Source organism: Sphingomonas sp. 22R3R2A-7 (genome assembly GCF_036856055.1).
GTDB lineage: Bacteria > Pseudomonadota > Alphaproteobacteria > Sphingomonadales > Sphingomonadaceae > Sphingomonas.
On record NZ_JASPFR010000001.1, the window covers coordinates 89,491 to 111,948 of the forward strand.

18 protein-coding genes and 1 pseudogene are annotated in these 22,458 nt (G+C 64.2%); 9 read left to right on the forward strand and 10 right to left on the reverse strand.

The window, feature by feature from the left end:
- Positions 1 to 33: 33 nt before the first annotated feature.
- The 4 genes from QP165_RS00460 to QP165_RS00475 all read left to right on the forward strand — a co-directional run bounded on the left by QP165_RS00460 (position 34) and on the right by QP165_RS00475 (position 5,007).
- On the forward strand, positions 34 to 669 hold the full coding sequence (locus QP165_RS00460) for a TetR/AcrR family transcriptional regulator (protein WP_056022419.1): 636 nt from the start codon (positions 34 to 36) through the stop codon (positions 667 to 669).
- A 124-nt stretch (positions 670 to 793) separates the two neighbouring features.
- Complete coding sequence (locus QP165_RS00465; protein WP_333993072.1) at positions 794 to 2,443, forward strand: TonB-dependent receptor; 1,650 nt, start codon at positions 794 to 796, stop codon at positions 2,441 to 2,443.
- A gap of 1 nt (position 2,444) precedes the next feature.
- Complete coding sequence (locus tag QP165_RS00470; protein WP_333993073.1) at positions 2,445 to 3,602, forward strand: TonB-dependent receptor domain-containing protein; 1,158 nt, start codon at positions 2,445 to 2,447, stop codon at positions 3,600 to 3,602.
- Positions 3,574 to 5,007 carry a coniferyl aldehyde dehydrogenase gene (locus tag QP165_RS00475; protein ID WP_333993075.1) on the forward strand — a complete coding sequence of 478 codons (1,434 nt, stop codon included), beginning with the start codon at positions 3,574 to 3,576 and terminating at the stop codon, positions 5,005 to 5,007. Before QP165_RS00470 ends, QP165_RS00475 begins: the two co-directional genes overlap by 29 nt.
- A 293-nt stretch (positions 5,008 to 5,300) precedes the next feature.
- Here QP165_RS00475 and QP165_RS00480 read toward each other — a convergent pair whose 3' ends face one another.
- From QP165_RS00480 to katG, 5 genes are all read right to left on the reverse strand, one after another.
- Complete coding sequence (locus QP165_RS00480; RefSeq protein ID WP_333993077.1) at positions 5,301 to 6,767, reverse strand: 8'-apo-carotenoid 13,14-cleaving dioxygenase; 1,467 nt, start codon at positions 6,765 to 6,767, stop codon at positions 5,301 to 5,303.
- Positions 6,764 to 7,081 (reverse strand): antibiotic biosynthesis monooxygenase family protein, encoded by a 318-nt coding sequence (locus QP165_RS00485; RefSeq protein WP_333993079.1) that lies wholly within the window; start codon positions 7,079 to 7,081, stop codon positions 6,764 to 6,766. Before QP165_RS00485 ends, QP165_RS00480 begins: the two co-directional genes overlap by 4 nt.
- A 177-nt stretch (positions 7,082 to 7,258) precedes the next feature.
- Positions 7,259 to 7,387 carry a hypothetical protein gene (locus tag QP165_RS00490; RefSeq protein ID WP_333993081.1) on the reverse strand — a complete coding sequence of 43 codons (129 nt, stop codon included), beginning with the start codon at positions 7,385 to 7,387 and terminating at the stop codon, positions 7,259 to 7,261.
- Between the two features lie 242 nt (positions 7,388 to 7,629).
- Positions 7,630 to 8,226, reverse strand: coding sequence for a hypothetical protein (locus QP165_RS00495; protein ID WP_333993083.1), 597 nt, complete (start codon positions 8,224 to 8,226; stop codon positions 7,630 to 7,632).
- Positions 8,227 to 9,176: 950 nt separating this feature from the next.
- Complete coding sequence (katG, locus tag QP165_RS00500) at positions 9,177 to 11,402, reverse strand: catalase/peroxidase HPI (protein ID WP_443019247.1); 2,226 nt, start codon at positions 11,400 to 11,402, stop codon at positions 9,177 to 9,179.
- A gap of 278 nt (positions 11,403 to 11,680) precedes the next feature.
- On the opposite strand from katG, the gene QP165_RS00505 reads away from it, so the two are divergent.
- Together QP165_RS00505 and QP165_RS00510 are read left to right on the forward strand one after the other, a co-directional pair.
- Positions 11,681 to 12,736, forward strand: coding sequence for a serine hydrolase domain-containing protein (locus QP165_RS00505; protein ID WP_333993085.1), 1,056 nt, complete (start codon positions 11,681 to 11,683; stop codon positions 12,734 to 12,736).
- 385 nt (positions 12,737 to 13,121) lie between these two features.
- Positions 13,122 to 13,463, forward strand: a complete 342-nt coding sequence (locus QP165_RS00510; RefSeq protein WP_333993087.1) for a hypothetical protein — start codon at positions 13,122 to 13,124, stop codon at positions 13,461 to 13,463.
- Positions 13,464 to 13,634: 171 nt separating this feature from the next.
- Here QP165_RS00510 and QP165_RS00515 read toward each other — a convergent pair whose 3' ends face one another.
- Entirely contained in the window at positions 13,635 to 14,204 is a 570-nt protein-coding gene (locus tag QP165_RS00515; RefSeq protein ID WP_333993088.1) for a TetR/AcrR family transcriptional regulator, read from the reverse strand.
- A gap of 182 nt (positions 14,205 to 14,386) precedes the next feature.
- On the opposite strand from QP165_RS00515, the gene QP165_RS00520 reads away from it, so the two are divergent.
- Positions 14,387 to 14,785: a RidA family protein gene (locus tag QP165_RS00520; RefSeq protein ID WP_333993090.1), complete on the forward strand. Its 399-nt coding sequence runs from the start codon at positions 14,387 to 14,389 to the stop codon at positions 14,783 to 14,785.
- 128 nt (positions 14,786 to 14,913) lie between these two features.
- Positions 14,914 to 15,648, forward strand: coding sequence for a metallophosphoesterase family protein (locus QP165_RS00525; protein WP_333993091.1), 735 nt, complete (start codon positions 14,914 to 14,916; stop codon positions 15,646 to 15,648).
- 270 nt (positions 15,649 to 15,918) lie between these two features.
- Here QP165_RS00525 and QP165_RS00530 read toward each other — a convergent pair whose 3' ends face one another.
- Together QP165_RS00530 and QP165_RS00535 are read right to left on the reverse strand one after the other, a co-directional pair.
- Positions 15,919 to 19,506 (reverse strand): ABC transporter permease/M1 family aminopeptidase, encoded by a 3,588-nt coding sequence (locus tag QP165_RS00530; RefSeq protein ID WP_333993093.1) that lies wholly within the window; start codon positions 19,504 to 19,506, stop codon positions 15,919 to 15,921.
- Between the two features lie 5 nt (positions 19,507 to 19,511).
- The gene (locus tag QP165_RS00535) at positions 19,512 to 20,423 is read right to left on the reverse strand and encodes an ABC transporter ATP-binding protein (protein WP_333993095.1); all 912 of its coding nucleotides are present in this window, start codon (positions 20,421 to 20,423) and stop codon (positions 19,512 to 19,514) included.
- Between the two features lie 552 nt (positions 20,424 to 20,975).
- Between QP165_RS00535 and QP165_RS00540 the strand changes: the two genes are divergently transcribed.
- Positions 20,976 to 21,161 (forward strand): hypothetical protein, encoded by a 186-nt coding sequence (locus QP165_RS00540; RefSeq protein WP_333993097.1) that lies wholly within the window; start codon positions 20,976 to 20,978, stop codon positions 21,159 to 21,161.
- A gap of 94 nt (positions 21,162 to 21,255) precedes the next feature.
- Here the strand turns inward: QP165_RS00540 and QP165_RS00545 are convergent, their stop codons facing one another.
- Together QP165_RS00545 and QP165_RS00550 are read right to left on the reverse strand one after the other, a co-directional pair.
- The gene (locus tag QP165_RS00545) at positions 21,256 to 21,558 is read right to left on the reverse strand and encodes a hypothetical protein (protein ID WP_333993099.1); all 303 of its coding nucleotides are present in this window, start codon (positions 21,556 to 21,558) and stop codon (positions 21,256 to 21,258) included.
- Between the two features lie 602 nt (positions 21,559 to 22,160).
- Positions 22,161 to 22,422: pseudogene (locus QP165_RS00550) on the reverse strand (DksA/TraR family C4-type zinc finger protein).
- Positions 22,423 to 22,458: the final 36 nt, after the last annotated feature.

Consider the following 22,458-nt stretch of genomic DNA (forward strand, 5'->3'; position numbering starts at 1 on the left):
GACATCGCCGAGGCATCGCGATAGTCTGCGGCGATGGATAGGAGCGAGCTGGTCCGACGCGGTAGTCATGCCGAACGCCGCGAGGCGACCCGCGCGCGCGTTTTCGCGGCCGCGACGGACGTCATCTACCGCCACGGCTACGCTGCGCTGACGACGACGCGCGCCGCCGAAGAGGCGGGGGTCAGCCGCGGCGCGCTGCAGCAGCAGTTTCCGACCAAGGAGGCCCTCGTCGTAGGCCTCATCGAACATCTCGCCGACGTCATCGACGCGCCGCGCACAGCGCGTCTGCTCGACATTCCCGCCGGCGTCGAGCGCTGGCTCGCGCTGCCCGACGTGGTGTGGGGCGACTCGCAGAGCCCTGCCGCGATCACCTTCCTGGAGATCCAGCTGGCGACGCGCAGCCATCCGTCGCTGGCCGAGCGCATCCAGCCGGTGGCGATGGCGTTGAAGCGCCGCCGCCACGACCTGATCTTCGCGATCGCGCAGGAGGCCGGGATCGACGATCGCGCGGCGGTGGAGGAGATCGTCGAGCACGATACTGCGGCTTTGAACGGTTTCGTCATCGAGTTGATGTTCACCGGCGATCGGCACAGCGTCCTGCGCGGCTTCGAACGCATGAAGCGGCTCTGCTCGGCTTCGGCGGCATCGCTGATCGCGCAGGATCGATGATCGGCAATCATGCTTGACCGCCGATTGTAAACAATGTCTGATCCCTCCCTCGGACAAGGAACCGCCCCACGGAGGCGATCCGCCGAGCGACCGGCCATGAAGGCCGCGACAGGAGAGGATCGACATGACACGCCAGAGCCACGCTTTCGTCAGCACCGCCAGCATCGTGGCGCTCGCCGCCGCTATGGCCTCGCCGGCGGCGGCCCAGACCACCGGCGCGGCGCAGGACGGAGCCCCGACCACCGCGCCCGCGTCGCCTGCGACAGCGCCTGACTCCACCGCGCCGGCACCCGCCGGCGTGCCCTCTGCCGATCCGACCGGTTATCCGGCGAGCAACGACATCATCGTCACCGCGCAGCGCCGCTCGGAGTCGCTCCAGCGTGTCCCGATCGCCGTCTCCGCCTTTTCAAACGAGGCACTGGAGCAGCAGCGCATCGACGGCGGCTACGACCTGCAGCGCGTGGTTCCCAACCTCTCGGTGTCTCGCGCAGGCTTCGGCGCCAACAATTTCCAGATCCGCGGCATCGGCTATCAGATCGTCTCGACCACGGGCGAGGCGGGAGTCAGCTTCCACGTCAACAACGCGCCAATCGCGGTGAACCGCCTGTCCGACGCCGAATTCTACGACATCGAGCGCGTCGAGGTGCTGCGCGGGCCACAGGGTACGCTGTACGGGCGCAACGCGACCGGCGGCGTCATCAACGTGCTGACGGCGCAACCCAAGTTCGACAACGTCGCCGGCTCGCTCAATGCCGAATATGGTAGCTACGATACTCGAAAGCTGAAGGGCTTCATCAACGTGCCGCTCGGTGACGTGGTCGCTGTGCGCGTTGCGGGCAGCTACCTGAAGCGCGACGGGTTCCAGCGCAACACGGTGTCCGGCGAGCGGACCGACGGTCGCGATCTCTATTCCCTGCGCGGCACGGTCGCGATCCGCCCCTCTGACGACTTCCGCATGACGGTGATGTACGAGCGGTTCCGCGAAGACAGCGACCGCACCGGCGGGCTGAAGCAATTGTGCATCAAGGACCGGAGCCCGACGTCGGTCGGCGGGGTGCCGACCACCGCGCTCCAGCAGCAACTGCTGTCACGTGGCTGCGGGCTCGGTTCGGTCTTCGACGCCAATGCCAACGGCGCGGTCAACAGCAGTGCGACCTTGCCAGGTACGTTGCTCCTGCTCTCCGGCGTGCTGCCCGGCGACGTCTATCCGCAGGGGACGACGGGTGGCCTGCGCGACGTCCAGTTTCGCCGCCGGCCACAGTACGAGGCGACCAACGACCTCGTGCAGTTGAACGTCGAGGGCGATCTGACGCCGACGCTCCAGCTGTCGTCGCTGTTTAGTTATGCGAACGACCGCGTGTTCAGCCGCATCGGCGATAGCGTCGCTTCGGTCGTGCCGTTCAATACCACGCCCTTCACCCCCGGTGGGGTCTTCACCGATCCGCAGCTGGGCGCGTCGCGCTTTTTCCAGGGCGAGCGGATCGATGACCTGTCGACCAAGCAGCTGAGTGAGGAGATTCGCCTCCAGTCGAGCTTCGCCGGCCCGGTCAACTTCAGCCTTGGTGGGATCTATCTCAACTCGAAACGCCTCAACGACGTCTACTTCCCGAGCAATGGCAACACGCTGTACGCGGTGATCCAGAACACGATCAACGCCGCCAATCCGGCCGCGCAGATCGGCATCGACCCCAATGCGGTGCCGACCGGCATCGGGCACAATTACTTCCTCAGCCGCAACCCCTACGTGCTCGACCTCGCTCGCCGCATTCGGTGAGGTGTACGTCCAGATCACACCCGACATTCGACTGACCGGCGGCGCGCGCTACACCAGCGACAACAAGAAGTTCGACGTGCTCTCGACGCAGCTGCTCTCGCCGGGGTCGGGCTTCCCTGCCCGCCTGCGCCAGCAGGCCACGTTCAACAAGCTGACGTGGCGCGCCACGGCCGACTGGCAGGTGACCCAGAGCTCATTACTCTACGCGTCCTATTCGCGCGGCTACAAGAGCGGCGGGTTCAATCCGCCCGATATCATCGCCACCACACCCACCTACGCGCCCGAAGTCGTGGACGCGTTCGAGATCGGCACCAAGAACCGGTTCTTCGGCAACGCATTGACGCTGAACGCGTCGGCCTTCCACTACGATTATAAGGGATATCAGATCAGCCAGATCAATGCGCTGACCTCGTCCACGACCAATACCGACGCCAAGATCTGGGGCGCCGAGCTGGAGACGGTGGTCGAGCCCGTCCGCAACCTGCGCTTCAACGGCACGGTCGGCTATCTCCACACCAAGATCACCGGTGGCAGCACGGTCGATCCGTTCGACCGGACGCAGGGCAATGCCGCCCTGACGCTGCTGAAGACGCCGCAAACCGCATGCGTTGGGGCCACCGCTGGCGTCGCCGCGCTGGTCCGGGCGACCCAGCTCGGCATCCCGGGTCTGGGGCCGCAGGCGTTGATCGGCGCCTGTCCGACAGCGACCGACGGCGACGGGCTGTTCGCGGGTGCAGGCAATCCGCTGGCGGCGCTTGGTATATCGGTGCCGACTTCGGCGGGCGTACCCGTCGATCTCGACGGCAAGGAACTGCCCAACTCGCCACACTGGACGTTCGGCGGCGGTGCAGAATACGGGATCGAGTTCTCGGCCGGTAATCGGTTGACGCTGCGAGGCGACTATTATCGCACCACGCGGTCGTTCGCGCGCTTCTTCAATTCGCCCTCCGACCGGCTGCGCGGATATGAGAACGTCAACGTCACGCTCACCTTCGACAGCGAGCCGCTCGGCCTCCAGGTGCAGGGATTCGCCAAGAACCTGACCAATCGCGACGTCATCACCGGCTTCTCCGTCCAGTCGGACGCGGTCGGCCTGACGCGAGAAGCGTTCATCAACGATCCGCGCGTCTATGGCGTATCCGTCACCAAGCGGTTCTGAGATGGAGGGCAAGGATCACGCCGCGCGCCTGCTCGATGTCCAGCGCGCGAGCTTCCGCCGGGACGGCGCGCCCGATCTTGCCAAGCGGCTGGATCGGCTGGCGCGGCTGGACAGCCTCGTCCTCGCGCACCACCGCGCGTTCGCCGCGGCGATCGACGAGGATTTCGGCGGCCGCTCGCGCATCGAGACGGGGCTGATGGAGGCAGCGCCCGTGCGCGGCGCGATCCGCCACGCGCGGCGCCACCTGAAGGGCTGGATGAAACCCGAAAAACGCCGGATCGCGCTGACTTTCCAGCCCGGCAGCGCCTGGGTTCGCTACCAGCCACTCGGCGTCGTCGGCATTGTCAGTCCCTGGAACTACCCGCTCCAGCTCGCGCTCTCGCCGCTCGTCGACATTCTCGCTGCGGGCAATCGCGCGATCCTGAAGCCGTCGGAGCTGACGCCGCACTTCTCCGAACTCCTAGCACGTGCGATCGCCGACGCATTCGCCGAAGAGGAGGTGGCGGTCGTCACCGGTGGCCCTGACGTTGCGGCCGCGTTCACACGGCTACGCTTCGACCATCTGCTGTTCACCGGCTCGACGCGCGTCGGCCGCGAGGTCGCGAAGGCGGCGGCGGCGTCGATGACGCCGGTAACGCTGGAGCTCGGCGGCAAGTCGCCGGCAATCCTGTGCCCCGTCGTTGACGTCGCGCGCGCTGCGCGCAGCATCGCCTACGGCAAGTTCGTCAATGCCGGCCAGACCTGCATCGCGCCCGACTACGTCCTCGCGCCCGAGCATCTCGCCCGCCCGCTTGCCGAGGCGGTGCTGGCGGAGGCGGTGCGCGCCTATCCGCGCATTGGCGACAATCCGGACTATACCGCGCTTCTGCCGCTCTCCGCCCGCAGCCGGCTGGACGACGCGGTGAAGCAGGCAGAGGCGGCCGGCGCGATCGTGCTCCGCCACCCCGACAGCGGTGCAGGAGGGCGCTACCCGCCGACGATCGTGCTGGCCACGCCCACCGCGGGCCTGCTCGCTGCCGACGAGATCTTCGGGCCCGTTTTGCCGATAATTCCTTATCGCACGCTTGATCAGGCGATCGCGCTGGTCGGCGACGGAGAGCACCCGCTGGCCCTGTACTGCTTCGGCGACGTCCGCGCGGAGATCGACGCGGTTCTGTCGCGGACCCAGTCGGGAGGCGTCACGATCAACGGCACGCTTCTCCATATCGCCCAGGAACAGCTGCCCTTCGGCGGCGTCGGGGAAAGCGGCGTCGGCGCCTATCACGGTCACGCCGGCTTCCAGCGGTTCAGTCACGCCCGCGCCTTCTTCCGCGCCGGTCGCTTCAACCTGCTGGAACGGCTCGGCCCGCCATATGGCCGCGGCGTCGCGCGCGTGCTGGCATCGCTGCTGCCACGGGGAAAATGACGTTGGCGTCCACGATCCGGGGTTGCACCGCGCTAATCACCGGCGCCGCGAGTGCCATCGGTCCCGCGCTGACGATCGGGCTGTGAGAACGCGAGCTCGGCGAGACGGCGGCGTTCTGCCGCGCTGGCCCGACGATCAGCGGACGCCCGCTCGACGTCGCCAATGCTCTCGGCGAGCAACAGCGCGCTGATAGCTAACGTCTCTAGCCTATTCGGCTTTGTAGCCCCACCCTGACAGCCGACTATGGGTCGAGTGTCAGGCGGGAAGAATGTGCGGCTGCTGCGTGAATCACGTTACCTCAGCCATGCGCCATGGATGCCGGGCGGCACGCGGTGTGGGATGCGGACAGATGCCACGGGCGGTGCCTCAAAGTTCCGGGCATCCAGTATCTCCAGCGCGGTGGTGTGCCCCCCGGCGTCGATCACGAGCCCGATGAGCCAGCCATCACCCTCGCCAGCATCCGGCGAACGCGGCACGAACACGAACTCACCCGCGATGCGTCCCAGTCCGAATTCGTGCAGCCGTCGCGTGTCATCTTTCAAATCGTGCCTGATGAGCGGCGCCTCTCCAACCAGCGTTTCCGTCATCTGTTCGGGCAGGCCGAGCGCATAGATATGGCGGTAGGGGCGGCCGGTGCGCCGCTCGTCTATCGTCGGCAGTTCCTGTGGCGAGGGGTCGATCGCGCGCTGATCCACCGACCCGGTCAAAGGGTCGATCGTCCATCGCTCGAGGCCGCGCGGCTGCTCGTCCGGTGCCAGATTGTCGCCGGCGAACATGCGATCGTACGCGACCACGTCGAGCGCCACGCTTCCGTCTGGCAGATCATGAGCGTTGGCGGTGTGGAACACGAAACAGGGATCGAGCGGGAACCACCGTATATCCTCCGCCTCGCCGTCGCGCGGCAGCAGCCCGATCCGGGCCGGATGCTTGTCGTTCCACCGATAGGGAAAGCCGTGCCCCGCCAGCACGGTGCGCATCGACAGGGTAAGGGGCAGGTCCATGACGACGACGTAGCGCTGCGTGATCGCGCAGTCGTGGATCAGCGGCCCGTGCGACACCGGGATCGTCACTGATCGTCGTACCCGGCCGGCGACATCGACGACGTTGTAGCGAATGCGCTTGGGATCGGTCGCCTCGTAACACAGTGCGTGCAACTCGCCGGTCGCCGGGTCGCGGCGCGGATGGGCGGTGAACGAGCCGGGCAGGGTGCCGCCGAAATCATCGTAGCGCTGCGTCTCCAGATGCTCGTCGAAGCGGACCGGCGTGCTGCCGGCTTCGACCAGCGCCCAGCCACTGCCGGCATGGTCCAGTACGCTAGTGTTGACGGTATCGAAGATGTGCCGTGGCCCTGGTGCCGCCGGCACATGCCTGGCTGCCGCGAGATCGGTCGATCGGATCCAGCGATTCCGATACCACCGGGCTCGCCCGTCCTGGAGGCGGATGCCGTGCAGCATCCCGTCACCGGTGAAGAAGTGGTAGGAGCGTGGGTCGGCGTCGGCGGGGTTTGGTCCGATGCGAACGTAGCGGCCGTCGAGCTCGGGCGGGATGATACCCTCGACATCGAGGTCTGTGAGGGTCAGCTCCTCAGTCATCGGCTCGTGGATGCCCGTAAGCAGCGGATGCGGCGCATCGCGGGGCGGCAGGCGGCTCTTGTTGAACGCGGCGATGCCGGTGACGATCGGCGAGGCGATTGCGCCGACGACCTTGTCGATCGACTGCTCGACCCGGCTGGCGAACGTCGGACGCCGAGTGACCGTCACGATGGCGTCACGGTCTGGATGACGTCGAAGCCTTCGAAGCGAGGCGGCGCCAGGTATAGCGGCTTGTGGTCGCCCGCGCCTCGATGAGCCGCGCGAAACGCCTCGGACTTGGTCCAATTCTCGAAGTCCCTGCGCGACAGCCACACGGTATGCGACGAATAGAGGACGTGATCGTCGGCCGCCGGCCCGCGCAGCATGTGGAACTCGACGAACCCCGGGACGCCGGCAAGGTACGAGTCGCGCGACAGCCAGACCTGCTCGAACGCCTCCTCGTTACCGGGAATTACCTGAAATCGGTTCATGGCGATGAACATGGGGGCAAGCTCCTGCGTCGACTGGGCAGCCCTAAGGTGGGGTAGAGTGGGAAGGGATGCGAGGGCGATGACTCCCTATAAAAAATGAACGCGTCATCTGAACGAATGTTCGAAAGCGGAAGGCGATGAAGGTGAGCTGAGCTTAAGGTTCCGGGTCCAGTTCGCGGAAGTGGTAATTCAGCGGGCGACGAGGAGGGGCGCGCCGCCGCCAAGCGAGACATGGGCGTCGATGTCGGTGTGCACCAGCACCAGCCCGGGCACCGCAAAGCTGATATGCACGCCATCGATCCGCTCGAACGTTGGCATCTTCTGAAACTTGATCGGGCGACCGGCGGTTATTGCGTAAAGGCCGTCTCCGCCCGCTCGCCATAAACCATTGGCAGTCGCTGTCAGAGTGTAGAAGGGCACTGTCTCAAAAGGCAGCGTCGGTGGATCGGCAGGCCAGCTCGTCTGCATAGCGTGCGGTTTGTAGTAGAGACGTCGGACCTTGTTGCCGCATGCCTCAACCACCTGTCCGCTGGGGAAGAAGTGAACTAGACCTACGATGGCTACGACGCCGCGGGACGGCCAGGGACGGGGCCCACGCCGTTGATTGGCCCGCCGAGCCCGGGCACTTCGTTTGCTATGCCCGTGATGGTATCGATGCGCTTGAGGCCGCCGCGCCACTCGCCGTTTGCGAGCCCCACGAATAGCGTCGTGCCGGTATCGAAGGGTGCCGTTCGCACGATGGGACCGGTGAGCGGCGTCGAGAGAGTGATGACGCGCTGTCGCCCGCCCGCGCTGACCATGAGGCGGTTCCGGCTGAGCGCGATCATCCGCTGTTCGGTGCAGCTCAGAGCCTGAACCGCTTCCCCGTTGAGATCCAGGCGTTCCATCGCGTACCAAAACCGTTGCTTGAGGCGGGACAGCTGGCCATCCGCGCCGAGAGTGTTTGGTGCGGTGCCCGCGACACAGATGTCGGCCACCGGTCCGGACGTTGCCTCGGTACGGCGGTTAATCTCCCCCGGTGCGACGCTCGAAAGCGTGCCGCTCTCCGTGAGCAGCCATAAGCGATCGGCGGCCCAGGCCGCGCGCTTAATGAAGCGGTCCTGTCCGAGCTGCCCTCCCTCTGAAGTTGGAGCTACAGAACTCGTCGCCGCACGCACTGCCGTCTGATCCTCGCGCAAGGGCGCCGGAGCCTCAAGCTCGGCTGGAACACGGAAGCGCGTCGATGGGATGGCGGTGGTGCTGATCGAGACCAGCTGTGAGCAAAAAGGTCGATTAGAGCGCCTTGCACGATCACTTCGCGGAAACTCACCCGTTTCGGACTGTCTGCGCCGGGAAAGCTGCTCTCTTGCATGGCCGCGAGGCGCTGGTGGCCGATGGCGAGCACCGGCGATGAACTAGCGAATGCCGTTCCGGCCGTTGATCGAGACTGTGTCGACCGGGAACCAGGGTTGCATGATCTCCGACGCGGGACGCATGCCGGCGCGAGCGGCAGCGGTGTCCGCCGTCCGGGCGACCGTCGGGCCACCCGGCCCGGGTCTGACCTTAGAACCCTAGCCGGTTGTCCAAAGATAGTAGCCGCGATCGTCGCTTTCAGCTCGAACGTCGCCGTTAGACGCAAGCTCTATTGTAAGCGCGCCCGCCGCGCCAGGCCTCTGGTAGATCGCCGTTGCGTCCGCGCCCGCTTGGGTGGGCGCGAGCGCGAGCAGCGCGACGCCTAAATTCGGTGAATATCGTACCATCTGACGGCCGCCTCTGTGTGAACCACCATAGTACGCGCTTGCCTTGCAGAAGGAGAGGGCAACAACGACCGAGCGTCTGGAACTGAGACTTATATACCCAGCTGTCGGATCCAGTGCACAGGTAGTAAATTTCGACCGGGATCGCCCTAGAATGCCATGCTGTGCAAGGGTCGAGGCATGAGAGCGGCGGTTACGCCTGGAACGACTCTATGACCGCATCAATAGCGGCCGCATACGCTGTTGAAGGCGATGGCCACCAGTAATGGACGGACCAGGGTCTGTCTCACAGCCAGGGTCAGTGGCAGATAAGCCGCGCAACGCTGGAAACCCATCCAGATCATCACGGCCTATCTGCCCACCAACGTAGCTTACGTCGCCTGGTTGGACGATACAGGCTTGGCCGTGACGTCAAAGCGGTCAGCGTTCATGACCTTGACCCAGGCACGGATGAAGTCGCGCACAAACTTCTTCTCGTGACCATTCTCCGCATAGACCTCGGCCGTCGCGCGCAACTGCGAGTTCGAGCCGAAGATCAGGTCGGTGCGGGTCGCCTGCCACTTCTTTTCGCGACCGCCACGATCATAGCCGATGAACTTTTCGTCGCTCGACGTATCGACCAGATCCCAGAACGTGTCGTTGTCGAGCAGGTTGACGAAGAAGTCGTTCGTCAGCTGCCCCGGACGGTTGGTCAATACGCCGTCGGGCGCATCGCCGAAGTTCGCGCCGAGCACGCGCAGGCCACCGACCAGCACCGTCATTTCCGGCGCGGACAAGCCGAGCAGCGAGGCCTTGTCGAGCAGCAGCTCCTCGGTCTTCACCGGGTGACGCGTCTTCAGGTAGTTGCGGAACCCGTCGGCCTGCGGCTCCATCCACACGAAGCTCTCGACATCGGTCCAGTCCTGCGTCGCATCGCCGCGGCCGCCGAGGAACGGGACCGTCACGTCGTGACCTGCGTCACGCGCCGCCTTCTCGACCGCTGCCGAACCCGCCAGCACGATTGCGTCGGCGAGCGACATTCTGCCCCGCAACGCGTTCAGCTTGGCCAATACCTGGCTGAGCTGCTCGGGCTCGTTGACCGGCCAGTCCTTCTGCGGCGCGAGCGCGATCCGTGCGCCGTTCGCACCACCGCGATGGTCCGACCGGCGATAGCTCGATGCCGACGCCCAGGCCGTCTTGACCAGCTGGCCGATCGTCAGCCCGCTCGACAGCACGGCGTCCTTGAACGCCGCGACGTCGGCGTCCGACGGTGCGGTGCCCTCGGGAACGGGATCCTGCCAGATCAGCGTCTCTTCGGGAACCTCGGGTCCCAGATAGCGGACCTTGGGCCCCATGTCGCGGTGCGTCAGCTTGAACCAAGCGCGCGCGAACGCGTCGTCGAGCGCGGACTGGTCGTCGCGGAACCGGAGCGCGATCTCGCGGAACTCGGGGTCGACCTTCAGCGCCATGTCCGCGGTGGTCATCATCGTCGGCACGCGCTTGTTGGGGTCGCGTGCGTCGGGTGCCATGTCCTCCGGCTCGGGGTTGACCGGCTGCCACTGCTTCGCACCGGCCGGGCTCTCGGTCAGCTCATACTCGTACTTGAACAGCAGACGGAGATAGTCGCCGGTCCACTTGGTCGGGTTGTTCGACCATGCGCCCTCGATCCCCGAGGTCGTGATATGGCCCTGGCCAATCTCCTCGCTGTCGGTCAGCCAGCCGAGGCCCTGCATATGAACCGACTCCGAGGACGGGCTCTTGAAATGCGGCGCGGGCTTGGCGCCGTGCGCCTTGCCGAAGGCGTGGCCGCCCGCGGTCAGCGCAACGGTCTCCTCGGAGTTCATCGCCATCCGCTGGAACGTCGCCTTCATGTCGCGTGCGGACTTGAGCGCGTCGGGCTCACCGCCCGGACCCTCGGGGTTGACGTAGATGAGGCCCATCTGGATCGCCGCCAGCGGCCCTTCGAGCTCGGGCATGTCCTCGCTGATGCGCGTCTGCGCACCCTCGTTGACCCAGAGTTCCTCTGCGCCCCAGAACGTATCGCCCTCGGACGCAAAGACGTCCTTGCGGCCACCGGCGAAGCCGAACACCGGGCCACCCATGCTCTCGATCGCGACGTTGCCGGCTAGGATGAAGAGGTCGGCCCAGCTGATGTTCTTGCCGTATTTCTGCTTGAGCGGCCACAAGAGGCGACGCGCCTTGTCGAGGTTGCCGTTGTCCGGCCATGAGTTGAGCGGCTCGAAGCGCTGCTGACCCGACGACGACCCGCCACGGCCGTCGGTCACCCGGTAGGTGCCGGCGGCGTGCCATGCCATGCGGATCATGAACGGGCCGTAATGGCCGTAATCGGCAGGCCACCAAGCCTTGCTGTCGGTCATCAGCGCCGTCAGGTCCGCCTTGAGCGCGGCATAGTCGAGCTGCTTGAACGACTCGGCATAGTCGAATTCCTCACCCATCGGGTCGGGAGAGACGCCGTGCTGATGCAGCATGTCGATCGGCAGCGCATCGGGCCACCAATCCTTGTTCGTGCGACCGAGAAGCGAGCGGGCCTTAACCTCGCCGCCACCCTGGGGGCCCATCGGGCAACCGCTTCCCTTAGGCTGTTCGTAATCGGCCATCTTGGCGTCCTCTCTCAATGAGTTTTACCATCGTGCTAAGAAGATGCCGGATCCGCCGTATATTTGTCCAATCGATTATTCGGGAGAGAGCCATCATCTGAGTCGATCACAGCCCGGAAGTTTGACCCCTGTGAGTCAGTCACAACGAACGTTGCGTTCGCGCAACGCGTTGCATCCCAATCGATCGTTCAAGTTCACCAGCGCTATGCATCGTTAATCCCGGCAGCGTGAGACCAGAGGAGCCTGGGGGTTGTAAGGTCAGCCTGACGTGCAACATGATGCCGATGCGCCTCATTCTTCCTCTGCTCATCGTCCTTGCGGCCTGCGACGGACCGGCATCGTCGGCGGGTTCAACTACCTCGAACCCTGTTGCGAGGTCGCGCACGGAAGGGCTCGATGCTGCGTTGATGCGCGACATGCAGGTCAAGGCGTCCGCGCTCCCGCGACTTCGTTCGCTCCTTGTCCTTCGTGACGGACAGACGTTGACGGCGCGTGTATTCAACGACGGTCCTTCGCTGGACCGGCCGGTCAACATAAAGTCCGCGTCGAAGTCTGTGATGTCCGCACTGATCGGGATCGCCATGCAACGCGGCGTTTTCGACGGCGTCGACCAGCCGGTTCTGCCGTTACTCAAACGTGACGCGCCGGCGGACCCCGACCCACGACTGGCCAGGGTGACCATCGGCAACCTCCTGTCGATGCAAGCCGGGCTCGAGCGAACTTCGGGCGAGAATTACGGCCGCTGGGTATCCAGCCCCAATTGGGTACGCTTCGCACTCGCCCGTCCGTTCGTCGCCGATCCGGGTACGGCGATGCTCTACTCCACCGGATCTACCCACCTGCTCTCGGCGATGCTGACGCGGGCGACCGGGAAGAGCACGCTGGCCAACGCGCGCGCGTGGCTTGGTGAGCCGCTTGGGATCGCGATCCCGGCCTGGCCGGGTGACCCGCAGGGCATCTACTTTGGTGGCAACGAAATGAAACTTTCGCCGCGCGCGCTTGCATGGTTCGGCGAGCTCTATCGGCTAGGTGGGATTGTCGATGGTCGGCGCATCCTCCCCGCTCAATGGATCGAGCAAAGCTGGACACCGCGCGCCGTCTCACCGTGGAGCGGGAAGGAATATGGCTATGGCTGGTTCCTCACCGAGATGAGGGGGCATCCCGTGCGGTTCGCCTGGGGCTATGGGGGCCAGATGGTCTATGTCATCCCCGATCTGAGACTGACGGTCGTCATGACGTCGGACGCGAATGGTGCAAGAGACACAGGCCATATCGATACGCTGCACAGCATCGTCGAGAACGCGGTCGTGCCCGCTGCCGAGCGGGGCGCATAGTGCGACAAAAGCCAGTTGGTTTACAGTGGTGTTCCGCAGCCAGTCCAGGTTTGATGATGGTCGGTCTATGCATAATGACGGGACAGCCCCTCCAGCGCGACCGCGACCTTGTCCGCCAGATCTAGAGGCCAGCGCCTCGAGCAAAGTCTGCTGAGCACGGGTCATGCTCTCGCCGGGAAGCAGCGGGTGATCGCCGGTCGACGTTCGGATCCAGCCGCGGTCACGGTATTTGCCGCCGAGGCACGGGAGTTGCTCGGTGGCATCGACCTGTGGTTCGCCTGCGAAGGCGCTGGCGGGCCCGGACCGCAACTGAAAAAGCCTTCATCACAGTCGTGGAGATTTATACCGCTTGTGCGTTGGTCACCGACAGCACTGAGAGGTTGCCATGACTGACGACAGCACGCCGAAGCCTAACGAAAATGTCCGGGTGAAATCTAGGGATGCAAACCCCGTCGACGACGGTTTCGGCAAAGGGGACGGGTATTCGGGCGACGAGTATGATAGCGTGAACCACGCCGCCGAGCGGCATCTGCAGAACAGGGACCGCGCGTCTGGCGCCGACCCGGCCGATACGGCTGACGGCAGGGACATTCCGCCCGAGGCTGGCAAGCGCGCATATATCGACAACAAGACCGGTGAAGTCCACGGCAGTGGAGCGGGCGCGGGTGGTGGCAATCCGGGGGAGGATATCGACCTCGACACGTCGCGGAGCGGACCTGAAGAATAGGTCGCAAAGGCGGATTATTGCGAGGACGCAGTGCCAAGATCTCGACTCGCAGAAACGGGTCGAGATCCTGGTTTAGGGGGCTCTGGGCGTGATCGCCCTGGCGACTTACCCGCCAAGTTTCCCAATCGGGGAGTTCTTGGAGACGATGCACAGGGCCGGATCATCGTCACGCTAGCCCCGCTTTGCCAGCAAGCCCTCCGCCATCAACCGGAACGCGGCGATCGCCTGCGGTAGGGCATTTTGCGGCGTCTCGCTGGAGGAGACCCAAAGCGCGGCATTGAACGCCGCGCCGCTCAGGAGGCGTGACGCGGCTTCGACATTGACCGTCTGCATGACCCCCTCGGCGATCAGTTTGGCGACCGCCTGCTCGGTGACGGCAAGGCACGCATTCTGGCTCGGCCATGTCGCGGGGTCGCCCAGGAAGGCCGGGCCGTCCAGCAGCACAATCCGTCGGACCTCCGGATCGAGCGCCATTTCGATATAGGCCTCGCCTTCGGCGATCAGCCGCTCCCAACCGGTCGCCGAGTCGGACCCCGCGCGTTGCGCGCGTGCCGCCATCTCGCCGTCGACTTGCGCAACGACGGCAGCCAGCAGCCCCTTCTTGTCGCCGAAGCCGTGATAGAGCGCACCCCGGGTCAACCCAACCTCTGCAGTCAGGTCGTCCATCGACGCACTTGCGAAACCCGAGGCGGCAAACGCCCTGCGTGCCGCACCGATGAGCTTGGCGCGGTTTTCTTCCATCGTTTGAGCGCGACGCTTTGCTGCCAATCGAATATCCTCTCACATACGCGGCGTATATGGATTGACGCAGCGTCTGATTGCTGCTTTCATATACGCGGCGTATCCGGATTATCCAGCTACGTTGAAAGGTCGAGCGGCCAGAGGCTGCCTTTGTTGCCCCCAATACCCGAAGGAATGATAGCATGGTCCAGCGCGAAGCAGTGTTTCCTGCCAGCCGGCACGCGCTCTACGAAGCCCACGGCTATTCGGCCGCGATACGGTCGGACGCTCTCCTGTTCGTCTCGGGTCAGGTCGGCAGTCGCGAGGATGGTTCGCCCGAACCCGACTTCGAGGCGCAGGTTCGCCGTGCGTTTGCCAATCTGGAAGCCACCCTGCTGGCCGCGGGATGCGGGTTTGACGACATTGTGGACGTCACGACGTTCCACACCGATCCCGAGCGGCAGTTCGACACGATCATGGCGGTCAAGGGCGAGTTGTTCGAACGCAAACCTTATCCGGCCTGGACGGCTCTCGGGGTCAATTGGCTTGCGGGGTTCGATTTCGAAATCAAGGTGATCGCTCGCATTCCGACGCACGATTGATCGACGGGGATCAGGGACCCCAGGGAAATGGCCGTTCGACAATTGCCTGAGCGGGAAGCCGGGCTGAGGTCTGTAGATGCCGGACCGCGGGGGTTACGATCGCACGGCTGGATCGTTATAGGTCCGTAATGAAGATCGCTGTGATTTCGGACATCCACGGGAATGTCGCGGCGCTTGATGCAGTTCTCGCCGACATCGCCTCTCGGGAAGTCGACGAGATCGTGAACCTCGGGGACATCTGCTCGGGGGGCCTATTCCCGCGTGAAACAGCCGACCGACTGATGCCTCTGGGATTGCCGACGATACGCGGGAATCACGAACGTCAGCTTTCGGATCAGCCTCGTGAGCGTATGAGATTGTCCGATCGCCACGCCTACGACCAGCTAAGCGCTGAACAGCTTGCGTGGCTAGCAGCGTTGCCCACGACCATGCGCCTGTCCAGGGATGTGCTGCTTGTTCATGGCACGCCGGACAGCGACCTGACCTACTTTCTCGAGACGGTGACAGAGGAGGGGCTTCGTGAGGCCACGCGCGAGGAAGTCCAACACCGTGCGGGAGCTACAGACGCGGCTGTGATCCTCTGCGGCCATACGCATATCCAACGAGTGATGACGCTCGACGACGGGCGCATGATCATGAATCCAGGAAGCGTCGGTCTTCCCGCATATGCCGATGATCGACCCCACGTTCACCGCGCAGAAAGCGGATCGCCGCACGCACGCTACGCCGTCCTGTCCAACGAGGGTGCTGGCTGGATGGTCGAGCTTCTATCCGTCGATTATGACTGGGAACAGGCTGCCCGTGACGCCGAGGCTAATGCCCGTGCCGACTGGTCCAGAGCTTTGCGGACGGGTCGGGTCTAGCCCGGGATATCCTATTTCTCGATGCGAAACGGGTTTCGGGAAGCCGTGTGGATCCTGGGAATTCGATCGTGTTCGGAAAAGGCGGTGCCGCGCTATGTCTTCTATAGCAATCGGCGTCTCGCGCAGCGGTGCTGTCGTCGGCGCATTCAGCATCTGCGGGCGGTAGCGGGGCGCTACTGTCAGCCTGTCAGGAGAGCGAGCCGCTGCGTCGCGCAGGTTGCTCTTTAGCAACGCCCGGGGGCAGGTTGGGACGACAACGGGCAGGCCGCGTCAGGAGGTGATGGCGACGACATTGTCGTCGCCGTTCCGGTCCACATACATGTTGTACGGATCGATCCCGGCAAAGGCCGGCTTCTTCCGTGTCACGATGCGGATGGTCTGTACGCCCGAGACGATCGGTCGACGGACCTTCGCGATCACGTCCGTCGCGGCGAAGCTGCCGAAGCCGGGGCGCTGGTCGAAGACGCCGACGTCGATCGTGTCGGAAAGCGGCGATGCCTTTTCGACGCCGGTGCCGTTGGCGTAGAACTTTGCGGCGTCGATCGTCAGTACGGTTTCGAAACGACCGTCGGGCAGCTTGCGCGTGACCGCATTGGTCGTTTTCAGATCGTACACCGTGATGCGATCCAGCAGGTCGAGCACGAACTGACGTTCGGCGGGCGTGCGGGCCAGCGACAGGAAGCCCGCTACCAGATCGAGCGAACGCGGATAGGGCTTTCCCTTGAAGCGATAGCGGGCGAGCAGACCGCGCAGCATGGCGTTGACGCGCGCTTCTCCGAGACGGTCCTGCAACAGGTACATGACCAGCGAACCCTTGCGGTAATGGATATATCCCTGGTTCTCGACCCGATCGAGCGGCACTTCCTCCACCACGTCGCCGCCGCGCGACCGCAGGTAGCTGTCGAGTTCGTATTTCAGGAAACGACGGATCTTGTCCTCGCCATATTGGTGCTTCATCACCATCAGCGCGGAATATTGCGCCATGGTTTCGACCAGCATCGACCCGCCCTGCATGTCGGCGCCGACCAGCTGATGGCCCCAATATTGATGCCCCAGTTCGTGCGCGGTGACATAGCTGACATAGTCGATCTTGTCGGGATCGCGCGTGTCGGCGACGAAGCCGATGCGTTCCGAATAGGGGATCGTGCCCGCGAACGCCTGCGCGTAGCTTGCATAGCCAGGGAATTCGAGGATGCGTGCATAGTCGAATTGATAAGGTCCGAGATTCGCGCGGTAATAGGCGAGCGAGCGCTGCATCGCGTCGAGCATGCGGTCGACGTTGAACGCATGGTGCGGGTCGTAGAACACCGTCAGATGCGTGCCGTCGACGGTCCGCGATCGTTCGGCATAGGCGGCGGACTGGACGGAGAAGAAGGCGAGGATCGGCGCGGTCGATACGAACCTCGCGGTTCTGCGTCCCCCCGTGGTCGTGTCGGCAACCTTGCGGCCCGGCGCCACCGGGACTTGGCCGGCGATCGTCGAGACGGTGATGTCGGAGCGGACCCACGGCGCATTGTTGATCAGGTTGCGCGCCTGCGCCGAACGATCCTCTAGCTTCGCAGGGCGCAGCTCCGGCGTCAGGCCGTATTTGCGCCTCTTGGCGCGGTCCTGCAGCAGGCCGTTCTGCCGCATGCCGATCTGCGGCGCGAATTCGTCGTTCTGCAGGAACGTCCCGTTGCCGACGACGCGCGTGTCGTCATTGTTGGCGACCAGCCCTCGCTGCCACCGCGTCGCCTGGAACGCCATGGTGCCGCGTGCGCCGGGTGCGAGCGGCGTCGCGAACCGGTAGATGCGGTAGTGAAGATCGCGGTCGTCCATCACCAGTCGCGCGCCGGGAATGACGATTTTGCCCAGCTTCGTCTGGTCGTCCATCAGCCGGACGTGCAGGTCGGACAGGGGTGCGCCGCTATCGTTGACGAAGGCATAGGTGCCGCTCGACTCCATCCGACGCTGATCGGGGTATAGCGCGACGTTGAGACGCATGTCGGTGACCGACGGCTGTTTAAGCGTGGCGTATCGGAGATATTTCTTCTCATATTCAGCCAGCCGGGCCTCGCCATCCTGCGTGGTGCGGTAACGGTTGATGACGTTCATGTCGTGATACAGATACGCACCGCTCGCCGCCGTCGCGAACAGCGCTCCGGCCAGCACGACACCGGGCGTTCCGAGCAACCGCCGGGGTAGCTGGGCGAGACGCACGCGGAGCCGGGTCTCCGTGCCGCGCCGCCAGAGCAGGTGCGCGACGACGCACAATGCCAGCGCGACCGAGCCCCAATACAGCCGGAGCCACCATGCGCGCGGTCCGCCGATTTGCGCCCCGTTCATGTCCGACAGCTGCACCGTGCCGGTGCTGCCATATTGATAGAGCGGGTGTTCGAATCCCATGTTGGTCAGCGTGATCGTGCCGACGAGATAGACGACCATGATCGCCCATCCGACATATTTGTTGGGGCTGAGCGCCTGTACCACGACCGCCAGGATCGCGAGGATGACCGCGTCCGCTGTCATCGGCAGCACCCACCAGGCGAGATACTGACCAAGCGCGAGGTCGGTCTGCCCGCGTGCGAGCTGGACGACGCACGCGGTCAGCGCCGCCATCACCGCGGTCGCGAACAGGACGCCGGTGATCGCGAGCACCTTCGGCACCAGATAGGCCCAGTTGGGCAGCGAGGTTGCATCGACGATCTCGTGCATCCCGCGTTCGCGGTCGCGCCACACCAGTTCGCCCGAATAATAGATCGCGATGATCAGCGGGATGATGCTGAACGTCCCCTCCAGCGTGGCGATCACGGCGAACGTCAGCTGGCGGATCGGCGCACCGAACATCTCGTTGGCGAACAGCATCCCCCCCAGCGTGTTGAACAACCCGATCAGCATCAACACGACGAACGCCGGGCTGCGGAACACCAACGCCATCTCGAACCGGCACCGCGCGGACATCCGCGTCCAGTTCGCTTCGGACGGTCTGGCAGCGGGCAAGCGATCGACCGTGAGCGGCGGCGTTGCGGCAAGCTTCGTCGTCGCGCGCTGCTGCTTGCGCAGTCTGCGCTTGGACACGCCGCGTTCGGCAAACGAGAAGCGTGCATAGGCGATGGCCATCGCCACCAGCCCGACGCCGATCGTGATCACGCGGTTCCACAGCAGCACCCCGGCAAAGGCAGGCAGCCCGTTATTGGCCTCGCTCGCGGTCCAATAGCGCGTCGTGGTGCTGAGCGCGCCGATGCCGAAGAGCTCGAAATAGCTTCCCGTCGCACGCCATTCCGGCTTGAAGCGCAGGATCGAGTTCAGCGCCAGATACAGCATCAGGAACACGACGACGCCGAGATAGGAATACATCATCGACCGCGTCATCGTCGCCACCGCGAAGAAGATCGCCGCGGTCAGGAAGACGTTGGGGAGTGCCAGCAGAAAATACGCATAGGCGAAGTCGTGCAGCCGGTTCGGCCCAAGCGTCTCCTGATCGACCCACGGCATCAGCGACCCAAGCCAGATTGCCAGCGGGATCGCGGCGAACGCCAGCGCCGCCGCGGCGAACGCGCCAAGGAAGCGCGCCATCAGATAGTCGAACTTGGCGACGCGGGTCGATCGCACCATCGGTCCGAACCCGCTCTCGTCGTCGCGAACGATCACGTTCGCGACGAACGCGGTCGTCACGAACATGAAGAAGATCGACATGATCTGGTGGACCTGCGCCACCGCCATCGGCGCATTCTTGTGGATGTTGGCGCCGCTGCCGATCTTGATCTGGTCGATCGTCATCGACCCGAAGGTCAGCAGGAAGAACAGGATCGCGACCGTCCAGAAGACCGGGTTGCGCAGCTGATAGCGAAGCTCGAAGCGGGCGATCTGGCCGAACATGGCGCTCAGGCCGCGATGGCGGAGGAGGGGGTGTCTGCCGCCGGTACGCGCCGCGACCGCGCGAGGGTCGAGAAATACACGTCTTCCAGACCACCCCGCGCGGCGGTGAAGCCGTCGCCCGGATCCTCGGGGGATAGGATGTGGATGATCGTCCGACCGGCAAACAACCGCGTCGAGATCACCTCGTACCGCAGGCGGCTTTCGTCGAGTTCGTCGCGTCCGATCGTCTTTGCCCACACGTTGCCGCGGGTGCGTTCGATCAGGTCGAGGGGCGCACCCTCGAGCTGGATCCGTCCCGCCGCCAGGACAGCCATGCGCGGGCACAGGTCGGCGACGTCCTCGACGATATGCGTCGACAGGATCACGACGACGTTCTCGCCGATCTCGGCCAGCAGGTTGAGAAAACGGTTCCGCTCTTCGGGATCGAGGCCTGCGGTCGGTTCGTCGACGATGATCAGCGCAGGGTTGCCGATCAGCGCCTGCGCGATGCCGAAGCGTTGGCGCATGCCGCCCGAAAACCCCGCGATCGCCTTCTTGCGGACGCTCCAGAGGTTGGTCTGGTTGAGCAGCGTCTCGACCGTTTCCTTGCGCTCGCGAGCCGAGGCGATGCCTTTCAGCACGGCCATGTGATCGAGCATGTCATAGGCGGATACCCGCGGGTACACGCCGAAATCCTGCGGCAGGTAACCCAGCGTTTCGCGCAAAGCCTCGGGATTGGCGATCACGTCGATCGTCCCGAACCGGATCGTGCCGGCGGTCGGCGTCTGCAACGTGGCGATCGTCCGCATCAGCGTCGACTTCCCCGCGCCGTTGGGCCCGAGCAGCCCGAACATCCCGTTGGGCACGCTAAGCGACATATCGTCGAGCGCCCGCGTGCCATTGGCATACACATGCGTGACATTGGTAAGTTCGAGCATCGTTCATCCCCCGTCGGGGACAAGCTATCAGGTGTGTTGCCGATGTAAAGCAGGCTGATCTTGTTTAATGTTGCGCACACTCGAGCGCCGACGTCGCAGTCGTGTGAGGCATTATCGGAACGGTCGACGGAAGGCCGCTCGGGATGAAGTGCAGGCTGGTTTGCGAGACGGCTGTTCGCCGCCCGGTCTGATCACGTTCAAGGAGCCCTAACATTTTGGATACTGGGGCTTCTTATTGGCATACGCCCTCGTGTACTGAACGCCAGAACTGGCAGCGTCGGGTAGAGCGGGCGTAAACTGGTAGGCCCGCATCTCGGCGCCATTTCTGATGCGAAATTCACGGACACTGCGTCAGCCAGCGAACGGCAAGTAGCCCGGGTATCCGCACGCACGAAGGGCAGATGTTGTTTGCGGGCGCATTCGATCGCAGTTTTCCCGGGGTGCCGCTTTGAAAGACGCCCGCCCGCATTCCTTTCCAAAGCCGCCCTTTCGCTTTCGCCCAATTGCAGACATTCGCTCGAGTTGGCAGGGTGAGCTACGAAGGGAAAATGGATGCCAATTTCGCTGGCTGACTTGGCCGTGGCCATCGTTGTCCTGTTTGGTGTGCCGCTGCTGCTGGTGCTGGTTTACAGGCGAAACAAGCGGTTGGCGGCGTGGTGCGGAGCCGGGATCGGTGTGTTCATCGTGGTCGGAGCCGCCGTGGAGAAGCTTGCGACCGGACAGTCAGGCCTGTTCTAACGAACGTCCGCTTCCCACCAATCTCGGTCATTCCGCTTCCGCCCAAAGTCGGACGTAACATGCCGGTATGCGTGCATCAGTAAGCTGCCGTTCCTTAATGCCCGAAGCGTTGCCGCAACTTCGTCGCGAGTGCGACGATCAGCGCAGCAGGAATGCCGCCAACGACGCATCCGGCCGCAACCCAAAGCGCGAGCATTACCAGCATAATCGCGAACATACCGAGTTCTTGCCATGCCGCGATCTTCCATGGCTCCATGAAGATCACGCCAAAGCCGTAGGATAGGAGAAATGGTGCTCGAAAGCCTGGACCATTCTTTGACAGGACTGCCGCGCCAACGATCCAGCAGGCAGTGATTAGCGCAGCGAGCGGAAGCACGATGAGGCCGGAAAGGTCCATCGGTTAGATTTAGCGGCAGGTTTGACTATGATCCAGCCGCAAACACGCTCGTCCGCCATCCACCAATTCCAGACGTTCCGGAGCTGATCGCATCGAACGGCCGCTTCCGCTCACTTCCAGACAAGCGAAGTGCCCGGGATATGGGCCACCCCAGAGAACCACGTGCCTGGACTGCGGACCCTCCGACGAGATCACCGGGTGCGCGCCGAAGCGGACGGACATCTGGCTGGTCGATGTAACCGGATCTGCCGGCAAGTCCGTACAGGCGGGATGCAAGGGGCCGCTGAATGCCGAGACGGCGATCCACGTCATCCAGGAATAAAACCTGGTCGCTACGACACCGGCTGCAGCCGTGACATTCAAATGGCGTCTTTGCGCGTCCGGCCGCTGGTGATCCCTATGTTCGACCATTGTCCAAGTCACACCGTAGCGTATCGTGCGCTGGCCGTTCAGCAGCATCACGCCATCGCACCGATCATGGTCGCCTCACATCGGTGAGGCGCTCACCCTCGGCAAATGGCTGAAGCTGGAAGGCGGCAATTGACGTGGGATTGTCCAGGTGTGGGTCTGGTCAGCCGACCTCCGCACCCATGCGGCGGTGATCACCGCAGCTGGCTGTCCTTGCTGCCGCGTCGATTGAATGCCGCGCCCAGTGGGCGGTCGCGGCCGCTCTGGCACGTGACGCACGTCCGCACGCCAGGCAGCGCCTCGCGTCGACCTTCGGGGATCTCATCGCCGCAGATTGCACAGAAGGGTTCACTCGTTCCGCTTGGCATGCTTGCCCGGGCGGCCAGCACTGCGTCTGCAACCGAGATCGTCGATCTGATCCTGAACCGCGCCATCGCGCGTCCAACCGCCGGCCATATGCCTCTCCTTACATGCGGCATATGGGGACCAGAA

Bases quoted from the DNA above. Each gene is read 5' to 3' on its own strand.
- QP165_RS00460 (WP_056022419.1), top strand. From the start codon at position 34: ATGGATAGGAGCGAGCTGGTCCGACGCGGTAGTCATGCCGAACGCCGC.
- QP165_RS00465 (WP_333993072.1), top strand. From the start codon at position 794: ATGACACGCCAGAGCCACGCTTTCGTCAGCACCGCCAGCATCGTGGCG.
- QP165_RS00475 (WP_333993075.1), top strand. From the start codon at position 3,574: ATGGCGTATCCGTCACCAAGCGGTTCTGAGATGGAGGGCAAGGATCAC.
- QP165_RS00485 (WP_333993079.1), bottom strand. From the start codon at position 7,081: ATGTTCATCGCCATGAACCGATTTCAGGTAATTCCCGGTAACGAGGAG.
- QP165_RS00490 (WP_333993081.1), bottom strand. From the start codon at position 7,387: ATGCCAACGTTCGAGCGGATCGATGGCGTGCATATCAGCTTTGCGGTG.
- katG (WP_443019247.1), bottom strand. From the start codon at position 11,402: ATGGCCGATTACGAACAGCCTAAGGGAAGCGGTTGCCCGATGGGCCCC.
- QP165_RS00505 (WP_333993085.1), top strand. From the start codon at position 11,681: ATGCCGATGCGCCTCATTCTTCCTCTGCTCATCGTCCTTGCGGCCTGC.
- QP165_RS00510 (WP_333993087.1), top strand. From the start codon at position 13,122: ATGACTGACGACAGCACGCCGAAGCCTAACGAAAATGTCCGGGTGAAA.
- QP165_RS00515 (WP_333993088.1), bottom strand. From the start codon at position 14,204: ATGGAAGAAAACCGCGCCAAGCTCATCGGTGCGGCACGCAGGGCGTTT.
- QP165_RS00520 (WP_333993090.1), top strand. From the start codon at position 14,387: ATGGTCCAGCGCGAAGCAGTGTTTCCTGCCAGCCGGCACGCGCTCTAC.
- QP165_RS00525 (WP_333993091.1), top strand. From the start codon at position 14,914: ATGAAGATCGCTGTGATTTCGGACATCCACGGGAATGTCGCGGCGCTT.
- QP165_RS00530 (WP_333993093.1), bottom strand. From the start codon at position 19,506: ATGTTCGGCCAGATCGCCCGCTTCGAGCTTCGCTATCAGCTGCGCAAC.
- QP165_RS00535 (WP_333993095.1), bottom strand. From the start codon at position 20,423: ATGCTCGAACTTACCAATGTCACGCATGTGTATGCCAATGGCACGCGG.
- QP165_RS00540 (WP_333993097.1), top strand. From the start codon at position 20,976: ATGCCAATTTCGCTGGCTGACTTGGCCGTGGCCATCGTTGTCCTGTTT.
- QP165_RS00545 (WP_333993099.1), bottom strand. From the start codon at position 21,558: ATGGACCTTTCCGGCCTCATCGTGCTTCCGCTCGCTGCGCTAATCACT.